Here is a 19,358-nt window from a genome sequence, read left to right on the forward strand (position 1 = left end):
CTCAGGGCCGATAGTGCTGGATGCGAGAGCCCGGCACCCGCTGGGCCAGGCGCTCCATGCCGCTGGCCACCTCCGCGAGCACGCGCTCCTTGTCGATCGTGAGCAACCGGCGATCGCGCAAGAGGAGCCGGCCATCCACCATGACGGTGTGCACGTCGCTGGCGCGGGCGCTGTAGACGAGGCCGGCCATCGGATCGTGGAGCGGCTGCCAGTGGGTGCCGCGGGTGTCCACGAGGACGATGTCGGCCTGGTAGCCGGGCGCGAGCGTGCCGAGCCGGTCTCCCATGCCCAGCGCGGCCGCGCTGCCCCGCGTGGCGATGTCGAGCACCTCGGCGAGGGGCATGACCTCGGAGTCGAGCGCGTCGTGCTTCTGTGACAGGGCGAGCAGCCGCAAGGCCTCGAAGAGGTCGAGCGTGTTGCTGCTCACGGCGCCGTCGGTGGCCAGCCCCACGGGGACGCCCGCCTTGCGCAGGGCGCGCACGGGGGCCAGGCCCATGCCCAGCTTGAGCGACGTCTTGGGCGCATGGGCGATGCCCACGTGTGCGCGGTGACGGACGAGCAGCTCGATGTCCTGGGGCAGGAGGCCGCCGCCATGGGCGATGAGGGTGGGCACGCCGAGCACGCCCGTGTCCTGGAGCACCTGGATGGGCGAGAGTCCCCGCCGGTTCACGCTGGCGAGCGTCTGGTTCATGTCCTCGGCGGCGTGGATGTGGATGCCCACGCCGAGCCGGTTGGCGTGCCCCACGCACGCGCGCAGCAGTCCGTCATCGCAGGTATAGGGCGCGTGGGGAGCCATGCACGTGGTGATGCGCCCCTCCGCTCCGCCCTTCCAGCGCTCGGCGAAGGAGGCGGTCCGCGCGAGCTCCTGGTAGCCCCGGCTGGAGAACGCCGTCCACCCCAGATGCGCCCGCGTCCCCGCGCCCTCCACGGCCCGGGCCACCTCGTCCATGGAGAAGTAGTGGTCGGCCACCGTGGTGATGCCGCCCTCGATCATCTCGATGAGGCCGAGCATCGCGCCCCAGTACACGTCCGCGTCGGTGAGGTTGTTCTCCAGGGGCCAGATGAAGTCGTTGAACCACCGCTCGATGGACACGTCCTCGGCCAGTCCGCGGAAGATGACCATGGACACGTGCGCATGGGTGTTGATGAGCCCGGGCATGGCGATCATCCGCTGGCCCTCGAGCACCTCCACCCCGGGCGCCAGCGGTGCTCCAGTGGGGCGGATCTCCGAGATCCGCGAGCCCTGGATCAGGATGTCTTGATGGCGCGCCAGGGTGAGCACGCCGCTCGCGCCCGGAACGAGGGCGTCACAGTCACGGATGCACGTCTGGCGTGCCTCGGGAGTGGAAGCGCTCATGGGGTGGACGGCGACAGGGACAGCAACGCGCGGTGGAGGGACAGACGCGAACGGCTCTGGAACTTCGTCTCGTGATTCATGGCGGGAGTCTACCCAGGCGCCCCGCGCGGGGACATCCCCGCGAACCGTGGGCCTCGCCCCAGGGAAGCCCCGGGCGCGAGCCGGCCCGGAAGCGAAGTCCCGGCCAGGGGCTCACCGGTCTCCCGAGCCCGCCGCGCCGAAGGTGTCGCACGCCTCCAGCGAGCCCTGTTCGAGGCCCCGGCGGAACCAGGAGACGCGCTGCGCCGAGGAGCCATGGGTGAAGGACTCGGGGACGACGTGGCCGCGCGAGCGTCTCTGCAGCGTGTCATCGCCAATCGCCGAGGCCGCCTTCAGTCCCTCCTCGACGTCACCCCGCTCCAGCACCTGGCGTTGCTTCTGCGCGTGGTGGGCCCAGATGCCCGCGAAGCAGTCCGCTTGCAGCTCCTGGAGGACCGACAGGCCATTGGCATCCTCCCGGGAACGGGCACGCATCGCCTGGACGCGCCCGGAGACGCCCAGCAGGTTCTGCACGTGGTGGCCCACCTCGTGCGCCACCACGTAGGCCTGGGCGAAGTCCCCCGGCGCGCCGAAGCGCTCATCCAGCTCCTGGAAGAAGCCGAGGTCCAGGTACACGCGCTGATCCCCCGGACAATAGAAGGGCCCGACCGCGCTCTCCTGGAAGCCACAGGCCGACTCCACCGCGTCCGAGAAGAGCACGAGGTGGGGCTCGACATAGCGCACCCCGACGGCGGACAGCAGCGCGGGCCAGGTGTCCTCGGTGTCGGCGAGGATGACGGACACGAAGTCCCGCAGTTGCGCCTCGGCGGGACTCTCCGCCTGGGCTCCCGCCCCTCCCGTGCCCACCCCCACCGAGGGGCCCTGGGAAGACGGCGGGAGCACGTCCTCGGGATTGCCCCCGAGCAGGTACACCAGCAGGGCCACCACCAGGGACACCGCCCCGCCCCCGTAGGCCAACGGGCGCCCCACGCCCTGACCGCGCCGATCCTCGACGTTCGCGCTGCGCCGTCCCCCTTGCCATCTCATCCGCGTCCCCTCCTGACGAACCCCGTGACGCTGGAAGGTAGGCAGCCTGGTTCGTCCCATCGACCCTGTCAGGCCATGCGCCCGGGTGACAGGAAAGCAAGCGGGGAAGCAACCGCACGGCGAAGTGCTCTGGAGGGCGTCATCCCGGAGCGAGCTTGCGCACGAGCTCGGACCACTTCTCGTCCAGGTAGAAGGTGTGCTCCCGGACCTCGTCGAGCAGGGCCTGACGCACCTCCTCGCCGCCCTCGCGCACCAACTCCTCGAGCCGCGCGTGGGCCTCTTCCCACCGGCCCTGGAGGAAGGCGAGATAGGCCAGGTTGCCCCGGACGATGGGCTCGCGCGGTGCGCGCCGCAGACAGTCCTCCAGCATCTCCTGGGCGCGGCGCAGACAGTCCTCCACGGCGCTGGTGGCGCCCCGCTTCCAGCACTGCCTGGCCTCGCCGATCCACATCCGGCCCGCCTGGTTGAGCCCCACGGCCACTTCCTGGAGGACGGCCGCGTCGGTCGACTCGCCGAACCGGCGCACCAGCTCCGCGTAGAACTCCTGGGACTGCTCGGCGAGCCCCCTCGCGCCGAGCGCATGACCCCGCGTGCGCAGCGCCCGGGCCACCTGCTCCTGGAGGGCCGGCTCGGACGACTCCCCGTAGCGCGCCACCACCTCGTGCAGACACCGGTGGGCCTCCTCGAAGCGCTCCTGCTTCACGTAGAACCACCCCAGGTTGGTGAGCGCGCGGCAGTGCTGCTCCCGGCACCGGGGCACGGGAAGCGCGACGTAGCGGCGGAGTGCCTCCTGGAAATGGGACTCACTCCGTGCCCACTGCCCCTCGTTCCAGTCCAGGAGCGCCAGACCATGGTGGGTGTCGGCGATCATCTCCTCATCGAGCGAGTACATGGGCAACTCGGCGCACCCGCGCAGCACCTCCTCGTAGTGGGCCCGCGCCCGTCCGGCGTCCCGCGAGGATTGATACATCCACCCCAGGTCGAAGAGCGCCCGGAGCACCACGCCCCGCGTGGCGGTGTCCGTCGAGTCGCCATGGCGCCGCGACAACTCGACGAGGCTGGCCAGGGCCTCGTCCACGCGGCCCTCCGCGTGGAAGACATGCGCCAGCCCCCGATGCGCCTGGACGGCCTGCACCCGCAGCCAGTCCTCGGGGACATGGCCATAGCGCAGCATCATCTCCTTGAAGGCGGCCCGGGCCCGGTCGAACCGGCCCTGGAAGCACAGCAACCAGCCCATCCGGTATTGAGCGGCCGGCACCGCGTCGTACGGAGGGGGCCCCTGCGTCGAGCCGAAACGCTGGACCACCGCCTCGTAATGATCCCAGGCGTCTTCCCGCCGTCCCTGCTGCTCGGCGATCTCCCCCAGCTCCAGGAGCGCGCTCGCGATGTCGGACTCCCAGCGCTCCTCGCTCCCGCGCATGCGCCGGAGGAACTCCTCGTGACAGCCGCGCGCCTCCTCCCAGCGCCCCTCCGCCTTGAGCAGCTGCCCCATCCGCACCAGGAAGACCACCGACTCGGCGACCTCGCCGCCCCCAGCGAGGGCGTCATCGCGACGGACGAGTTCCCGCCAGTCCGCCAGGGTCTGCTCCACCAGACGTACCCGCTCCCACCCCGGGGCGCTCCCGTCCGGGAGTTCCCGGGGTGCCGCCTCCGCGTCCCGCACCAGATCGGATGGCTGCTCGGGAGGTGGCTGCTCGGAACCCATCCGCTGGAGCGTGACGCGTCCGCCTGGGACGAGCAAGTCCCCTCCAGGTGCCTCGTGCCAGGGGACGGGGCGCGGCCTGAACATCCCTCGCGGCGAGCGCCCGGCCAGGAGCGGAACCGGCGGGCAGGAGGGCATCCGGGGGAGCGACCCCTGTCGATGTGAATGAGCGGCGCACCCGCGTGTTACCGCGCGCCTTGGTGACTTCATTGCCCCCTTCACCGTCCCTCGCCGCCATGCGTTGTCTGTGCACGCTGATGCTCGCGCTCGCGGGTTGCCAGCCCGGGCCGCCCCAGACGTACCGGCCGCCCTCGCCCGTCGTCCACGTGTCCTCGTGGGGTGACTTCAAGAGCAGGTTCTTCGGAGCCCCGGCCTCCTCCGTGGAAGAGGACCTCGATGCCGCGCAGGCGGCGTCCGAGGGGATCCGCGCGGTATTGCTGGCCCTTCCCCAGAAGGAGCGTGGACGCCTCCTCACCCGGTGGCTCCCGGCCGCCCCCGCCCCCACCTCCGAGTCCTCCGCGCCCGCTCCGGCCGACGCGGGGGTACAGCCCGTGGCCGTGCTCCCCACGCCTCCCGCGCCCCCCAAGGAGGTGGACCTGCTCACCACCGTGCGCGGACTGTTGGAGAGCCAGGGCTCCCGCGATCTGGCGCTGGCGGCGTTCTTCCTCGGTCCGGAGCCGGTGGCGCGCGCGCGCCAGCGGTTGCGGCTGCCTCCGGAGCGCATCAGCCTGGAGAAGCTCGCGGGCCGGCTCCCCAAACGCGAGCTGCGCTACGCGCGCGAGGCCCGGAAATGGGCGGGGCTCTATGGCCTCGCCTGGCCGGTCGAGCGCGGCTGGCGGTTGTCGTCCCAGTTCGGCCCGCGCTTCCATCCCGTCATGGGCAAGGTGCTGGAGCACCAGGGCGTGGACATCCGCATGCCGGTGGGCACCTCCGTCCGAGCCCCGGCACAGGGCGTGGTGGTGGGTGTGAGGGAAGGCCGCGCGAATGGACGCTGGCTGGAGCTGCGCCATGAGGGCGGGCTGCGCACCATCTTCTGCCACCTGTCGCGCGTGGAGGTGAAGCGGGGGCAGAAGGTGAACCGGGGGCAGCTCGTGGCGCTCTCGGGCCAGACGGGCCGCGTCACCGGGCCCCACCTCCACTACCAGGTGAAGCACTCCGGAGCCTGGGTGGATCCGGTGGGCATCCGCGCCTCCGCCGGGCTGGTGGCCACACCCCTGCCCTGGGAGTCCGAACCCCAGTCGGCCCCCACGCAGGCGGCGATGCATTAGGGCCGGCGGGAGCGCTCGTCCAGCTCGCGCAGGGGCAGCAGCCGCTCCAGCAGCGGCCCGCCGTGCTTGAGCCGGGCGATGCGCTGTGCCGGGTAGATGCCCCGCTGCCCCGTGAGCAGGTACGCGGTGACGGTGACGATGAGCACGTGGGGCAGCACCCCCGCGCCGAGCAACTCCACCGCCATGAGGGACAGCGCCAGGGGGGTGTTGGCGGCGGCCCCGAAGAGCGCGGCGAGCCCCACGCCCGCGGCCAGCTCCAGCGGCAGGCCCAGCGGCCGCGCCAGCAGGTTGCCGAGCGCCGCGCCCACGACGAACAGCGGCGTCACCTCCCCGCCCAGCAAGCCCGTGCCGAGCGTGAGGAGGGTGAAGAGCAGCTTGAGGGCGAAGGTCTCGGGCGGCAGCGTGGGGTCCACGAAGGCGCGCTCGATGAGGGGCAGGCCCAGGCCGAGGTAGTCGCTCGTGCCCACGGCCTTCCAGAGCACCACCAGGAGCGCACCGCCCAGGGCCATGCGGAGCGCTAGGGACGGGACGGCCTTCTCCATCCGCTTCTTGAGGAAGTGCACGCCCTCCACGAACACCACGGCCACCGCCGCCACCGCCGCACCGAAGACGAGCCACTTGCCCATGACGCCCGGCGAGAGCGCGAGCGGGGAAACCGCCGGGTACGCCGTGTGGTGGATGCCCAGCGAGCGCGTGACGAAGTCGCCCACCAGGGCGGCCACCAGCGCGGGGACGAGCGCCTCGTAGTTGAGGCGGCCCACGCTGACGACCTCGAGGCCGAAGACGGTGCCCGCGATGGGGGTGCCGAAGACGGAGCCGAAGCCTCCGGCGATTCCCGCGGCGAGCAACTCCCGGCGCGTCGTGGGCGAGACCTGGAGGCGATGGGCCACGGCGTCGGCGAGGCTCGCGCCCATCTGCACGGCGGTGCCCTCGCGGCCCGCGCTGCCGCCGAACAGGTGGGTGAGCACCGTGCCCAGCAACGCCATGGGCGCCATGCGCGCGGGAAGGCGTTCGCCCCCCTCGTGCACGGTGTCGATGACGAGGTTGTTGCCGCCCCGGATGGACGCGCCCCACCGGCCGTAGAGGGCGCCGAGGACCAGCCCCGCCAGCGGCAGGAAGTAGACGAGGACCTCGTGGCGGGTGCGCCAGCGCGTGGCTTCTTCCAGGAGGAAGAGGAAGATCGCCGAGGCCACACCACACACGAGGCCCACCAGGGAGCCCAGCACGAGCCATTGCCCCAGGGCCCGTGCGCGCTTGTCCAGACTCATCTCCCGCCGTCTCCCTCATTTCAAGGTCAGCAGGGCCCCCGTTACCATGAGGACGACCCCGAGGCCGAGCCGCCAGTTCATGGGCTCCTTCAACAGGAGCACGGAGAGCAGCACTGTCAGTGCGAGGCTGAGCTTGTCGATGGGCGCCACACCCGCGAGGCGGGGCCGAGTTGGAGCGCCCGGAAGCAGGCGAGCCAGGACAGGCCGGTGGCCACCCCGGAGAGCACCAGGAAGAGGAGCGTCTTGCGGCCCAGGGACGGCAGGACGTGGTGCTCGCCCCGGGCCAGGGCGATGCCCCAGGCGAAGGCGAGGATGACGACGGTGCGCAGGGCCGTGGCGAGCGTGGACGGCACGCCCTCGACCCCCACCTTGGCGAGAATCGCGGTGAGCGCCGCGAACAGGGCCGATAGCAGGGCATAGCTCCACCACGTCATGGTCGTGCCCCTCGGGAGCAACCTCTCTTGGAGGTGTTCTTCTTCATGTCCTACCCGTCTGCCGAGGATTGCACACCACGCCCCACCGGGCGGAAGTGTTGAAAAAACACAGAAAATCACCAGCCGCGATGGTTTTGCCCGCGAATGACGTCTTTGAAGTCTCGAGAGAGCCGCGCCTCGTCTTCACTGGAGGCGCTCGGAGGGGGAGCCCATGTCGTGGGTGGATTTGAATGGCTGGTGGAGACGCAACCCGCGGGGATGGAGGGGGCTGCATCCGCCACCGCTCGGACCAGCGGAACTCTGGAGCGACCTGCGCTGGCACCGAGCACTGTATGTCGAGGATGGCTTGCCCTTGAGGCAACAGGCCATGTTCCTCGCGCTCCGGGTCGTCCAGCGCGTGTCCTACAACCTGGGCTGGCGAGCCGGAGGCCGACCATGAGCCAGCCGCCGCCCGAGGCCCATGCCCTCGTCCTCGCCCAGCGCAACTTCGACGCGCTGAGCGAGGAAGAGCGCCTTCACTGGAGCGGCCAGTTCCCGAAGGCGAAGCCCGCGCCCACGCTGCCCTATCCCGAGCGGGTCATCATCGAACTCGCCAATACCTGCAACCTGGATTGCCCCATGTGCCGCATCGGCGCCAATGGGGTGAACCTGACGCGCGTCATGCCCCTGGAGGCCTTCCGCGAGCTGGCCACCCAGCTCTTTCCCCACGTCCGGCAGGTCCGGCTCAACGGCCTGGGCGAGAGCACACTCATTCCGGAGTTCGGCGCATACCTGGACGTGCTCGCACGCCATCCCGTCCAGGTGGAGCTCATCACCAACGCCACGGGAAGCGTGCCCATCTACACCCGCATGGTGGATGAAGGCGCCACCCTGCTCTTCTCCTGGGACGCCGCCCAACCCACGCTCTTCGAGCGGCTGCGGCGCCCCGCCCACTGGGACGTGCTCTCGAGGACCGTCCAGGCCGTGGCGGAGCATGCCGGACGAGCCCGGCGCGAGCGGCAACTCTTCCTGCTCTTCACCCTTCAGGGCGCCAACCGCGCGGAGCTGCCCGAACTGGTGGAACAAGCGGCGCGCTGGGGCATCCCCCACCTGCTCGTCAACGTGGTGAAGCAGCGCAGTGATGCATGGATCCAACCGTGTCTGAAGGAACTCCTCGCCGTCTTCGCCGAAGCGGAGTCGCGGGCCCGGCGCACCGGGGTGCGGCTGTTCCTTCCGGACACCCTCGCCGGGCATCGCGTACCCCTGGGCAGCGCGTCTCCCACCGCGGGCTCCGGCTGTGATCGCCCCTGGAAGGAGGTCGTCATCCGGTGGGACCTGGATGTCCAGGTCTGCAACATGTTCAATCCCTACACCTATGGGAACTTGGCCCTGCGCCCCTTCGAGCGAATCTGGAGGGGAGCCTTCGCGCAGCTCTTCCGGGAGAACATCAACAGCGCCCACTGCCACCCCTACTGCCGGGGCTGCTACTACTTGAAGGACGTCCATGTCCGACGGGAATGAGCTGCCCCCACCTCCGCGCAACCTGTTCATCGAGGTGACGACGGAGTGCAACCTGCGCTGCCGGCAGTGTCACATGTGGCGCTCCCAGGAGCCGTCCACGTCCCTGAGCACCCGGGAAAAGACGGCACTGCTCCCCCCCTTCGCCGCCTGGTCTCCCCAGGCACTGGTGGTGCTCACCGGCGGCGAGCCCCTGCTCAAGCAGGAAGAGTTCTTCTCGTTGACGCGAACCTGCCGCCAGAACGCGCTGCGCGTCTCGGTGAACACCAACGCCACCCTCGTGCAAGAAGACACCCTGGAGCGGCTGCTCACCGAGGGCCCCCACTATCTGGTGGTCTCCCTCGACTCGCATCGTCCCGCCCTGCATGACTGGGTACGCGGGAGACCCGGCACATACGCGCGGGTGCTCTCGCTGCTCCAGCGGCTGCTGCACCGGCGCAACGCCTCGAGGAGTTCGGACCTGAGCATCCTCGTCAACACCATCATCTTCGAGGGGAACGTGGAGGAGCTCGACGCCCATGTGACGTTCCTTCGGGGACTGGGAGTGGATGGGGTGAGCTTCCAGATGCTCGCGCGCACCTTCATGCGGGCGTCCCGCGAGGACGTTTTCTTCGCGAGACACTTTCCGCGAGAAGTCTCCCGCGTGGAGGCCGCCATCGAGCGGCTGCTCAAGCTGAAGGCCAGGGGCGCCCCCATCGTCACGACCGAGAACGACCTGCGTTGGATGAAGCTCTACGCCCGGGATCCGGACTTCCTGGGGGAGCAGGTGTGTGGCAGCGCGGAGCGCAACATGATGGTGGACCAGCAGGGGAATGTTCAGCTGTGTTTCTTCATGCGCGAGCTGCTCGATGGACGCGTGATTGGCAATGTCCGCGAGAAGAGCCTGCGCACGCTGTGGGAGTCGGACCTCGCCCGTCATGCCCGTGGCGTGATGGAGGGCTGCCGCAAGAACTGCGGAATGCTGAATTGCCACCGGAAGCAGGAGCTCTCATGAGTCAGAACCCCTTGCCCGCACTGCCCCTGTCCGTGGTCGTGCCTTGCTACGGCCGCGTGGAACTCACCCGGAAGCTGTTGTCCTCGTTCGCGGCCGCGCCAGATCGCTTCCAGGTGGTGTTGGTGGATGACGCCTCCCCCGAGCCGCTCGGCCAGCTCATGGACGAGTTCCGCGCGCACCTGGACATCGACTACATCCGGCAGCCGCGAACACGAGGCCCCGCCGCGGCCCGGAATCGGGGGCTGTCCGCGGCCCGGCACACCTTCGTGGCCTTCACGGACAATGACTGCATCGTGCAGCCGCACTGGGCCCGGGAGCTGACCACCCACCTTCGAGATGCCTCGCCCCAGGTCGCTGGCGTGGGCGGCCGTACGCTCGCGGTGGGCACGGACATCTTCAGCCGCTATTACAGCTACCACAAGCTCCTGGATCCCCATGCGCATCAGGGCCGCTACCTGTATGTCGTCACGGCCAACTGCGCGTTCAAGCGGAGCACCCTGGACGAGGTGGGTGGCTTCGATGAAGACCTCCGTCGGCCGGGAGGAGAAGACCCTGGATTGTGCTTCAAGCTCCTGCGGCGCGGCTACGTGTTGAACTACCGGCCCTCGGCGATCGTCCATCATCATTACCGGCCGGGCCTCGTCGACTTCGCGCGCACCTTGTTCCGGTACGGCAGGGGCTGCCGCATGCAGACCGACCGGTACATGCCCGACCTCGCAACAGCCCCCACGCCGGTTCCGGCGGGTCCCCCCGGTGAACGCGATGTGACCTCCAGGTCCGCCTGATGGCCGCCGGCCACGGACGTCCGGAGCAGCGTGCCCTCAGAGGTTGGCCTCCAGGCTCACGAAGACGCGCCGGCCCTCCATGCGGTAGTCGAAGGGATAGTCGTGCGTCTTCACGAGGTAGCTCTCCGTGTCCAGCAGGTTGGACACCTTGAGCTCGGCGGCGGCCCACGAGGTGAGTTGATAGCGCACGTTGGCATCGAGCCGGAACCAGGCGGGCACCTGCTCCGGGCGCAGGGAGCGGAACAAGGGATCCACCCTGTCCTCCTCGCGGCGCAACACGCTGCCCTGGTAGCGGCCCTGAAGCGCGAGGCTGAAGTGCTCGCGCTGGTAGCTCGCCCCCGCCTTGGCCAGATGCGCGGGCGCCCAGGCGAGGTCCCCTGCGCGGCCCGCCCCCTCGAGCAGGTGCACGTAGGTGTAGTTGCCGAAGGCCGACAGGCGGCCCATCCCTCCCAGGCCCACCTCCACCAGGAGCTCGGATTCCACGCCCACGTTCGTCTGGGACATGAGGTTGTCCTGCACGTTGCTGGCGGAGAAGCCGATGAGGTTCTCGTAGCGCGAGTGGAACAAGGTGCTGCGCCAGCTCAGCTGCGGGCTGATGCTCCAGTCGGCGTTGAGTTCGAAGGTGGTGACCTGCTCGGGGCGCATCCTCTCGACATTGGCTTCCAGTATCCAGGTGTTGGAACCGAAGAGTTCCCCGGGCGAGGGAGCCCGGAAGGCCCGGCCGCCCTGGAACTTGAGGCTGAACACGGGGCTCGGCGTGAACACCAACGAGATCCGCGGGCTGACCTGCTCATAGGACTTGAAGCGGCGGGGCGTCCCGGGCTGTTCGAGGTCGCGGTAGTGGAAGAACTTCAAGTCGTAGCGCAGCCCCATGGTCAGCGAGAGGGGAAGCGACAGCAACCGGTTCCAGGCGAACTGGGTATAGGCGCCCACGTTGCTCAGGGGCTCACCGAGGATGGACTCGTAGAGGGGACCGAGCCGCACCGGGGTCGGGGGAGAGGGAGGGTCCTCCGAATCGACGGAGAGGTCGGCGGTGGCGTAGTGCACGGAGTCCCCGCCATACAACGTGGCGGAGTACTCCACGCCCCCCAGCAGGCTGAGCCCCTCGCCCGGGGAGCCCGAGAGCTGGGCGCGCCCGAAGAGTTCGTCCTGCGCCGTCTCGAGCACCTCGGTCACTCCAAAGCGGTAGCGCCCGTCCTCGGCGCCGCTCGGATAGAAGCGCACATGGCTTTCATACTCGCGCCGCTGGTACTTGAAGACGTACTCCTGCGCCAACGGGCCACCCGGCCGCGAGCGGTAGCTGGCCACGGCGATGTGCCGCCGGTCTCGCATGGGGCCGTCAATATCGGGCACCCACTGGCGCCAACCGTGGCCGGTGCCGTGGTTCCAGTCCTGCAGGTGGTACTGCAGGGACAGGCCGCGCAAGACACGCGAGGGCTCCAGCTTGACGAAGAGGTACGAGCTGTCACGGCGATCGTTCACGAGGAAGCGCTGGAGCGCTCCCGAGGCATCGGTGCGTCTCGAGCCATCATGGGAGAGATAGGAGAACCCGTCCGTGTGCTGGTGCTGGAAGCCGACCACCGCGGAGAGGTGCCGGGAACGGGTGACCGCCACCGCGTCCACCGCCGCCGTACCCAGGTTGCCAACGCGCACCCGAGCCTCGTTGTTGATCTCCAGCCGCTCGTCATCCTCCAGGGTATGGGACGAGGAGAGCGTGTTGAGGGCGATGACGCCATTGATGGCGCTGGAGCCATACAGGGCGGAGGCGGGGCCCCGGAGGATCTCCACGCTCTTGACCAGGAAGAGCGGGGAGATCTCCCAGGTGAACGCGGTGGCCAGGTCGCTGTCGTTCATGGGAACGCCATCCAGCAGCAGCAGCAGGTGGTTGTTGTTCCACCCCTCCCAGAGGCCGCGAGTGCCCACCGTGGTGCGCTCGTAGTCATGAGAGGGAAAGAAGCCGGGCTGGCTGAAGAGGATCTCGTCGATCGTCGCCCAACCGAAGCGGCGCATCTGCTCGCGCGTCACCACCGAGGCCACGCCGGGAGCTTCCCGCGCCAGTTGGAGACGTTTGGAGGGAGTGGACAGCTCCACCCGCAGCAACTCCTCCAGGGTGAGGGACTGGGTCCACTCCGGTGGGGCCTCGTCCTCCTCGGGGACCTCGTGCGCGAGGGCGCAAGTGGAGCACAGGACGGCGGCCAGGAGCATCCCGCGACGACGGGACGCGAGGGGAAACGAACGAGGCATGGAGATTCAACCCGAAACGGTGGGGTGGGAATGGAGGGCGGGAGACTCGACCAGGGCGCGCAGCCGCTCACGCAGGGCGCGCATGTCGATGGGCTTGTCCAGTGCCCGCTCCTGGTGCTTCTCGATGAAGGCGCGCGTCACCTCGGTGAAGGCGCCCCCGGTGATGAAGAGCACCCCTCGGGCCTGCTCGGGGTTGGTGCGCTGGAGCTCCGTGAAGAACTCCATGCCACTCATCTCCGGCATCATCAGATCGCACAGGATGAGATCGAAGGGCGGACCCTGGCGCACCCGGAACAAGGCCTCGTGCGCGCGCGTGGACACCAGCACCTCGTGCTCGCGGCCCAGGGCCCTGAGCAGCGCGGTCCCCACCAGGGGCTCGTCATCCACCACCAGGATGCGCGCGCGCCGCACCGCCCCGGGCGGGGACTCCTCCCGGAGCCGGTGGCCCACCGGAGCGGAGCAGGCGGAGAGCACCACGGTGAAGGTGCTGCCGCGTCCCGGCTCGCTCTGCACCTCGATGCGCCCCCCCAGGTTGGTGATGATGCCCTGGCAGACGGACAACCCGAGCCCGGTCCCCACCCCCACCGGCTTGGTGGTGAAGAAGGGGGTGAAGAGGCGGGCACGCACATCGGGCACCATCCCGCTGCCCGTGTCGGTGATGGACACCCGCACCCGCCCATCCTCGCCCAGGCGCGTGGAGACACGGATCTCGTTGTGCTCCGAGGCGCCCGCCTCGATGGCATGCGCGGCGTTGATGAGCAGGTTGAGGAAGACCTGGGCGAGCCGCACCTCGTTGGCCTCGACGCAAGGAACGGCCTGGAAGTCGCGCACCAGCCGGGCCCGGTGACGGATCTCGTTGCTGGCCATGTTGATGGCGCTCTCGAGCGTGCGCCGCAACTCCGTGGGCTCGCGCTTGCCATCATCCCCGGCCGAGAAGGACTTGAGGCTCTGGACGATGTGCTGCACGCGCCCGCAGCCCTCGCGCGCCTCGGAGAGGGCGCTGAACACCTCGTTCCACTCCTCCTCCTGCGGGCAGGGCTGATCATCCGGGGTGCCCTGGCGGGAGAAGCGGCGCAATTGGGGAATCTCCCGGAGCGCGAACTGGATGTTGGCGGTGACGTAGGCGAGCGGGTTGTTGATTTCATGCGCCACGCCCGCGGCGAGCGTGCCCAGGGAGGTGCGCCGGTCGGCGACGATGAGCTGATCCTGCGCGCTGCGCAGCTCGCGCACCTGGGTCTCGATGAGGGCGCGCTGCTCGTACAGCCGGTCCAACATGCGCGAGAACGCCGCGGCCAGCGTGCCCATCTCATCGTGCCGGGAGAGGTCCAGCTCGCCCCGGGCCTCGTGCTCGCCCTCGGAGATGCGAAGGGCCACGCGGGTGACGCGCTTGAGCGGCCTCATCACCAGCGTGCCCACCACGAAGGCGGCCAGCACGCCACTGGCGAGGATGAGCGCGGAGATGCCCGCGGCGAGCTGCTGCGTCCGCAGGCTCTCCTGTTTGAGACGGGCGAGGTTGAAGCCCAGCAGCAGCATGCCCCGCTGGCCCCCGCGCGTGTGGATGTCGACCCGCGCGAACACCTCGTCCCCCCAGATGAAGGACGCCCGGGGATCTTCCAGGGAATGACTCGGCACGCGTTCCGGGTGCCACGCGGCCAGGGGCGTGCCGTCCTCGCGCAACAGCAGGCCGAAGAGCGCCTCCGGGCTGGAGGCGAGGGTCTCCAGGTGACGCTGCCCGTTGGCCGCGTCCCCGAAGTCGAGCGCGGGCTCGGTGGCGCTGGCCAGCAGCCGGGCGATCTCCAGCGTCCGGTCCAACATTCCCCGCCGCGCCTGGTCATTCATGCGCGCGGGGAAGAAGAGCAGGAAGAAGATGGAGAAGGCCGCGAAGAGCAGCACCACCAGGATGACCAACCGGGCCCTCAAGGAGGAAGGACGAAGCTGGAGGATCATGGTGTGCTCCGGGCGGGTTCGACGAGGTGGGAGAGGCTGAGCAATCCCGCATCGAGGTCCGCGCCCTCCGCGCGGGCCGCCGCGAGTTGGATGAGGATGATGGGCGAGTTGCCCTGCAGGCCGAGTCCGATGGCCAGGCCCCGCTCCAGCTCGGTCCTGCTGCCGGCGAAGGAGAGGATGGACAACTGCCGCGTCACCCGGGCGATGCTCGTCGTGTCGGCCTCGAGTCCCTCGCACGCGTAGAGCGCCACCACGCGTGCCTGGGAGAGGTCATCCTTCAGTTGCGTCGGATCACGGAAGCCCACGAGGACGATCCGCACCGACCGGCCCAACACACTCCTGCCCCGTGAGGCCGACTCCAGTGCACGGATGAACTCCTGGCCCTGGCCTTCCGACTCCGCATTGCCCTCGCGATAGAGGACGGCGATGGTCAGGGGCGGAGGCCGCACCCCCATCCGCCGGTCATAGGCGAGGATTCGCACCAGCAGCGAGGCGCGAAGGTTGGGCGGCAACCCCTCGGCGCGCGCGGCCTCGCTGCCGAGCAGCACGAACATCAGCCCCAGGGCCGTCAGCCACGCGCCGGGTCTGCGCCCACGACGGCCCTTCCCTGACTTCGTGCCCGATGACTCCCACTCGCGATGCATGCTCCCCCCCCGAGGGCAAGCCCAGTGATTGCTACTCAATGTCTCACGAGGACTCACGGAGGGCGATCCCGGCGGCCTGCGCTGTTGCATTCCGGAACCAACGACAAGTGATGAAAAGTGGGTCCCTCGGTCTCGCCACGGGGGATATCGTTTTCCTCGGGCAGGCGAACGACCGCTCGCCGTTCCACCTACCCTCCACATTGCATGACATGGCCCTCTGGCAATTGCGCTGGAGGTCAATCTGTCCGCTCGAGGCGAACCCAAGCGGCGTGAAGGAATGCCGCGGCGAGCGCCGCCCTCCGGAGCTCAGTGCAGGCCCGGCGTGGACTCCGCCTCGAACGACTCCTCGCGCCGCGCCGTGGCCTCCCGGGTGGGCTGGTAGAGCCGCGTCAACCAGAGCGACTTCCAGGACTCGTTCTTCTTCTTGGCCCATGGCATGGCGGCATCCTGGTCGAGCTCTGTCTCCAGGTTGGCGAGCCACTGTTTCAGCGCGGGGTCGGGCTCCGTGAATCCTTCCGCGTGGTAGCGGTGCAGCTCATCCGCCCACCGCTTCTGCCGGGCGGCCGTGGCCTCGAGATCCACCTGCAGCCGCACCGCCAGCACGCTCCCCGGCTCCACGATTCCCGGCATGACCGGGTCCTCGGTGATCAACCGCAAGAAGTCCTCGCCGATGCCCGCGCCCCACAACCCGGGCGGCACGTAGAAGTCATCGCCCTGCCACACCACCACCCGTCTCTCGGGTCCCCCGCCGCCGGACCAGAGCAGCGGCCGTGCCTCGCCCTCCCGGTCCTGGTGGGTGCGCACGATGAGCTGCGCGGCCTGGATGGGGTACTCGGGCCGACCCCCGTGGGGCAGATGGAGGATGTAGGAGATGAGGTGCTCGTGGGGCTTGGGCTTGCGTCCACCTTGCGCCACCCAGCAGGACATCGCGAAGCCCTCCTCCCGCCCACTGAGCTGCCCGACATCCTTGTGCTCCATGGTGGGCAGGCTGAAGCGCTCCTCGAGGAAGTGGGTGAAGCGGGGGGAGTGCAGCGTCTTGAGCAGGGGCCACCACGTCCGCAAGAGCGGCGCATAGCCCCAGCGCGCGAAGTAGTTCATCACCCCCAGGTAGGCCGGGTGGTTGTAGTGGGTAGCCAGCTGCTCGGTGAGGAAGACTTCCTCCATGAAGAGCAGCGCGCGCCGGATCATGTGGAGCGCATCGGTCAGCTCCTGGGGCGTGGGCTTCGAACCGGCCTCGCTCACCAGGGGGGGCGCGTCGGAGTTCGGTGGCGGGGGGTTCACCTTGGCCTGGCGATCCAGCTCGGTGATCTCCTTGAAGATCTCCCGGAACAGCTTCCGGGCGCCCGGGCCTTCCAGCAGTTGATCGAGCGCGGTGGCCCGCTCCACGAAGCGAGGGAAGCGCTCCTCGTACCCGGTGGGCACCGGCATCCACTCATGGCGCACGCGGGCGAAGAGCCTCGCGGTCGCGAGCCTCCTCCCCGACTCCACTTCCCCGCGGACGGACCGGAAGATCGTGAGCGCGGTGTGTTCGCCCAGCCGACGGTACGCCTCCCACTGGGCCTCGTCGTAGAACTGGTCCCCGGTCGTCTCATGCGGGAAGGCCGCGTTGCGCGTCTTGTATTGCAGGATGTCCGGCGGCTCGTTGCCCAGCAGCGAGGGCTTGATCAGCAGCAGCACGCCACTGCTGCCATCCGGGTACTCGAGCTCCCCGGCGACGACGGTGCGGCGCGACAGGCCCGTGTCTCCGTCCGGACGCAGGGGGGACAGCTCGATGCGCAGCTCCACGCCGAAGTCCTCGCGGATGCGCCGCACGGCGTTGGCGAAGTCATCGAACGAGGTGTCCGCGTCCATGCCGCAATCGGAGACGATGATGAACCGGCACTTGCGGCGGACCAGCTCGTAGAGCGCCAGGTTCTCGAAGTGGGCGCCATCCGAGAGCAACACGTCGCGGCCCTTGGCGCGCGAGCGGCCCAGCAGTTCCTTGTAGAAGGGAAGCCCGACACACAGCCGCTCGTACCAACGCCGCCGGGCCCGGGTCGGGTGGGGCCACCACAGCCCCAGCCGGAGGTTGAAGGCGGTCATGAGGAAGGTGACGGCCGGGCCCAGCCGCATGGACATGGAGCCCATGTGGGAATTGAAGGCCGCCGCGGAGGCGGTCATGGCCGAGGCGAGCGTGGGCACGCCGCCGCCTTCTTGACGGATCTTCTCCCACCCCTTCCATTCGGGGCCCACCGAGAAGCCCGCGCTCGAGAGCACCGCGCTGTCCGCGCCCCGGTAGAGATTGGCCATGGGATCTATCGACGAGAGATCATTGGCCGCGCAGCAGATGAGGTGGAGCGGCCCGGGCCGCGGCTTGAGCCGATCGAGTGGAAAGTCATCCAGGGAGTGGATCTCGGTCTGACCGGGTCCCTGACCATGGGCCGCGCCGATGAAGGTGCGCGCGATGCGGTCCCGGTAGAAGGCGTGCAGCCCCACGGAGTTGGCGTCGGAGAGGAGCAGGGTGAGCGCGGTCAGGACGACGACCATCCCCACGAGCTGGGGCAGCCACTCCTTGTCCATCGCCCGGAAGACGAGCATCACCGCGCCGAGGAAGCTCAACGCCAGGACGGTGTACGCCAGGAGCTGGGGCAGGTACGACCGGAGGCGACTGCCCGCGCTGGGGCTGACCGGCCGGGTCGTCCGGCGGCTGAAGAGCTGTTGCAGCCGGGCGAAGACGGCCGAGAGCACCATCACGGTGGCCACCACGCCCGTCTGCAACAGGGTGTAGACCTCCTTCAGGTTCGACGTCAGGAAGAACACTCCGGCCAGCCAGAAGCACGAGAGGACCGACCAGAAGCTCGCCAGGAGCAGCAGCCGGCTGATGACCCGGCCCATCGCGGCCCGGTCCGTCCGCTGCATCCAGGCCGTGGCGAACCGGGAGCCCAGCCATCGCAGCAGCACGAGGGCTCCGGCCGCCCCCACCCAGGCGATGGCGGGGTCGAACACCTGGAGCCGCTCGCGCCAGGCAGGAGCATCCTTCGTGGCGGGCCACCACACGGCGTGGAAGGCCTGGACGTTCGCGGGGTGGGCCTGAACGAGCCATTGCCAGAAGAAGAACACGGCACCCACCGCCAACACCGCGGCGTTGAGGTAGTAGCCGAACCTGCGGCCCTCGCGCTCCTGGGCCTCCTCGTCGGGATTCGCGACCGGGCGGCCGCGGTTGAGCATCACCCGGTTGTCCTGCCGGAACAGGAGCACCTCCCAGAGGAACAGCGCCCCACAGGTGATTCCGACCATCAGGACATACGAGACGGCCCGCGCCACCCACGGAGGCGAGCCCTCCCAGCCGAGCAGCAACAGCCAGGCGAGCAGCAGCCAGAGCAACAGCACCAGGACGAGGAAGGAGAACGCCGCGAGGAGGGAGGGAAGGATGGCGCTCAGGGCCGCGACGAGCATCCGGCCCGTGTCGAGACTCAGCAGTCCCAACCGGGGGTTCAGGAAGTTGCTGAACTCGCGCAGGTGACGCACCTCCGCGAAGCGTGCTCCGCGAGCGCCCTGCTCCTGGGTCATGGGGAAGAGCGCGGCCTTGTCCTGGGAGGCGGGCTCCTTCAGGTGGTAGTGACGCCACGCCGTCCAGAAGCCCCCGATGTACCCTCCGCCCGAGACGGTGGAGAGGTAGTCGAACATCTCCAGCAGTCCCAGTTGTTGCAGGCATTGCAGCAGACCCAGGTTGAAGGTCGCGCTGCGGATGCCGCCTCCGGACAGGGCAAGCCCACACAAGTCATGCCGTGGACCGGTGAGGCCGGGCTCCGCGGGGGCCGGGGCTCCGTCCGAGGAAGGCTCCCGCCGCGCCAGCCAGCGAGCCTCGTCCAGGTACTGCCTTTCATGCGCCAGGAGTCGGTCGAGCCGCGAGGCATCGTCCTCGAGGGGAGCAGGGGGGCCATCCATGAAGTGTCACGGTAGGCGACCCGAGGACCCGGGCCGAGTGTACCGGAGGGTCGGAGAGCTTACGGCACCGAACGGACCCCGCGTCTGCGAGGCCACTCCTCCAACATCGCCCAAGTGAGCAGGAAAAGGCTTCGGCGTGAAACTTGTCCATCTGCATCCTACTCATCCACCCCACATTGCCCAAAAGACAACATCCTCCACCAACGATTCCGCGCGGGTCCAGTAC

General features: G+C 69.2%; 14 protein-coding genes. 4 read left to right on the forward strand and 10 right to left on the reverse strand.

Annotation, left to right across the window (positions count from 1 at the left end):
* Position 1: 1 nt before the first annotated feature.
* The 3 genes from D187_RS48835 to D187_RS48845 all read right to left on the reverse strand — a co-directional run bounded on the left by D187_RS48835 (position 2) and on the right by D187_RS48845 (position 4,163).
* The gene (locus D187_RS48835) at positions 2–1,357 is read right to left on the reverse strand and encodes an amidohydrolase (protein WP_002630577.1); all 1,356 of its coding nucleotides are present in this window, start codon (positions 1,355–1,357) and stop codon (positions 2–4) included.
* A gap of 192 nt (positions 1,358–1,549) precedes the next feature.
* A complete protein-coding gene (ypfJ, locus tag D187_RS48840) occupies positions 1,550–2,422 on the reverse strand; it encodes a KPN_02809 family neutral zinc metallopeptidase (RefSeq protein ID WP_002630578.1) in 873 nt (290 codons plus the stop codon).
* Positions 2,423–2,561: 139 nt separating this feature from the next.
* A complete protein-coding gene (locus D187_RS48845; RefSeq protein WP_002630579.1) occupies positions 2,562–4,163 on the reverse strand; it encodes a tetratricopeptide repeat protein in 1,602 nt (533 codons plus the stop codon).
* 170 nt (positions 4,164–4,333) lie between these two features.
* Between D187_RS48845 and D187_RS51530 the strand changes: the two genes are divergently transcribed.
* Positions 4,334–5,392, forward strand: coding sequence for a M23 family metallopeptidase (locus D187_RS51530; protein WP_002630580.1), 1,059 nt, complete (start codon positions 4,334–4,336; stop codon positions 5,390–5,392).
* Here the strand turns inward: D187_RS51530 and D187_RS48855 are convergent.
* The 3 genes from D187_RS48855 to D187_RS48860 are packed head-to-tail and all read right to left on the reverse strand — an operon-like array spanning position 5,389 to position 7,094.
* Complete coding sequence (locus D187_RS48855; RefSeq protein ID WP_002630581.1) at positions 5,389–6,660, reverse strand: chloride channel protein; 1,272 nt, start codon at positions 6,658–6,660, stop codon at positions 5,389–5,391. The genes D187_RS51530 and D187_RS48855 overlap by 4 nt on opposite strands.
* 15 nt (positions 6,661–6,675) lie before the next feature.
* Positions 6,676–6,810, reverse strand: a complete 135-nt coding sequence (locus tag D187_RS59135) for an EamA family transporter (protein ID WP_002630582.1) — start codon at positions 6,808–6,810, stop codon at positions 6,676–6,678.
* On the reverse strand, positions 6,777–7,094 hold the full coding sequence (locus tag D187_RS48860; protein WP_002630583.1) for an EamA family transporter: 318 nt from the start codon (positions 7,092–7,094) through the stop codon (positions 6,777–6,779). The genes D187_RS59135 and D187_RS48860 overlap by 34 nt, the downstream gene beginning before the upstream one ends.
* Positions 7,095–7,529: 435 nt before the next feature.
* Here D187_RS48860 and D187_RS48865 point away from each other — a divergent pair, with 435 nt between their 5' ends.
* From D187_RS48865 to D187_RS48875, 3 genes are read left to right on the forward strand one after another with little or no spacing between them, the layout of a single operon-like run.
* On the forward strand, positions 7,530–8,594 hold the full coding sequence (locus tag D187_RS48865) for an SPASM domain-containing protein (RefSeq protein WP_002630585.1): 1,065 nt from the start codon (positions 7,530–7,532) through the stop codon (positions 8,592–8,594).
* The gene (locus tag D187_RS48870) at positions 8,578–9,585 is read left to right on the forward strand and encodes a radical SAM protein (protein WP_002630586.1); all 1,008 of its coding nucleotides are present in this window, start codon (positions 8,578–8,580) and stop codon (positions 9,583–9,585) included. The genes D187_RS48865 and D187_RS48870 overlap by 17 nt, the downstream gene beginning before the upstream one ends.
* Entirely contained in the window at positions 9,582–10,370 is a 789-nt protein-coding gene (locus tag D187_RS48875) for a glycosyltransferase family 2 protein (RefSeq protein WP_002630587.1), read from the forward strand. Before D187_RS48870 ends, D187_RS48875 begins: the two co-directional genes overlap by 4 nt.
* Before the next feature lie 36 nt (positions 10,371–10,406).
* On the opposite strand, the gene D187_RS48880 is transcribed toward D187_RS48875, so the two are convergent.
* The 4 genes from D187_RS48880 to D187_RS48895 all read right to left on the reverse strand — a co-directional run bounded on the left by D187_RS48880 (position 10,407) and on the right by D187_RS48895 (position 19,132).
* The gene (locus D187_RS48880) at positions 10,407–12,614 is read right to left on the reverse strand and encodes a TonB-dependent receptor (RefSeq protein WP_002630588.1); all 2,208 of its coding nucleotides are present in this window, start codon (positions 12,612–12,614) and stop codon (positions 10,407–10,409) included.
* Between the two features lie 6 nt (positions 12,615–12,620).
* Positions 12,621–14,561 (reverse strand): ATP-binding protein, encoded by a 1,941-nt coding sequence (locus D187_RS48885; RefSeq protein WP_002630589.1) that lies wholly within the window; start codon positions 14,559–14,561, stop codon positions 12,621–12,623.
* Positions 14,558–15,205: a YfiR family protein gene (locus tag D187_RS48890; RefSeq protein WP_162159776.1), complete on the reverse strand. Its 648-nt coding sequence runs from the start codon at positions 15,203–15,205 to the stop codon at positions 14,558–14,560. Before D187_RS48890 ends, D187_RS48885 begins: the two co-directional genes overlap by 4 nt.
* Positions 15,206–15,511: 306 nt before the next feature.
* Positions 15,512–19,132, reverse strand: coding sequence for a patatin-like phospholipase family protein (locus D187_RS48895; protein WP_002630591.1), 3,621 nt, complete (start codon positions 19,130–19,132; stop codon positions 15,512–15,514).
* Positions 19,133–19,358: the final 226 nt, after the last annotated feature.

The organism is Cystobacter fuscus DSM 2262 (genome assembly GCF_000335475.2).
Taxonomy (GTDB): Bacteria; Myxococcota; Myxococcia; order Myxococcales; family Myxococcaceae; genus Cystobacter; species Cystobacter fuscus.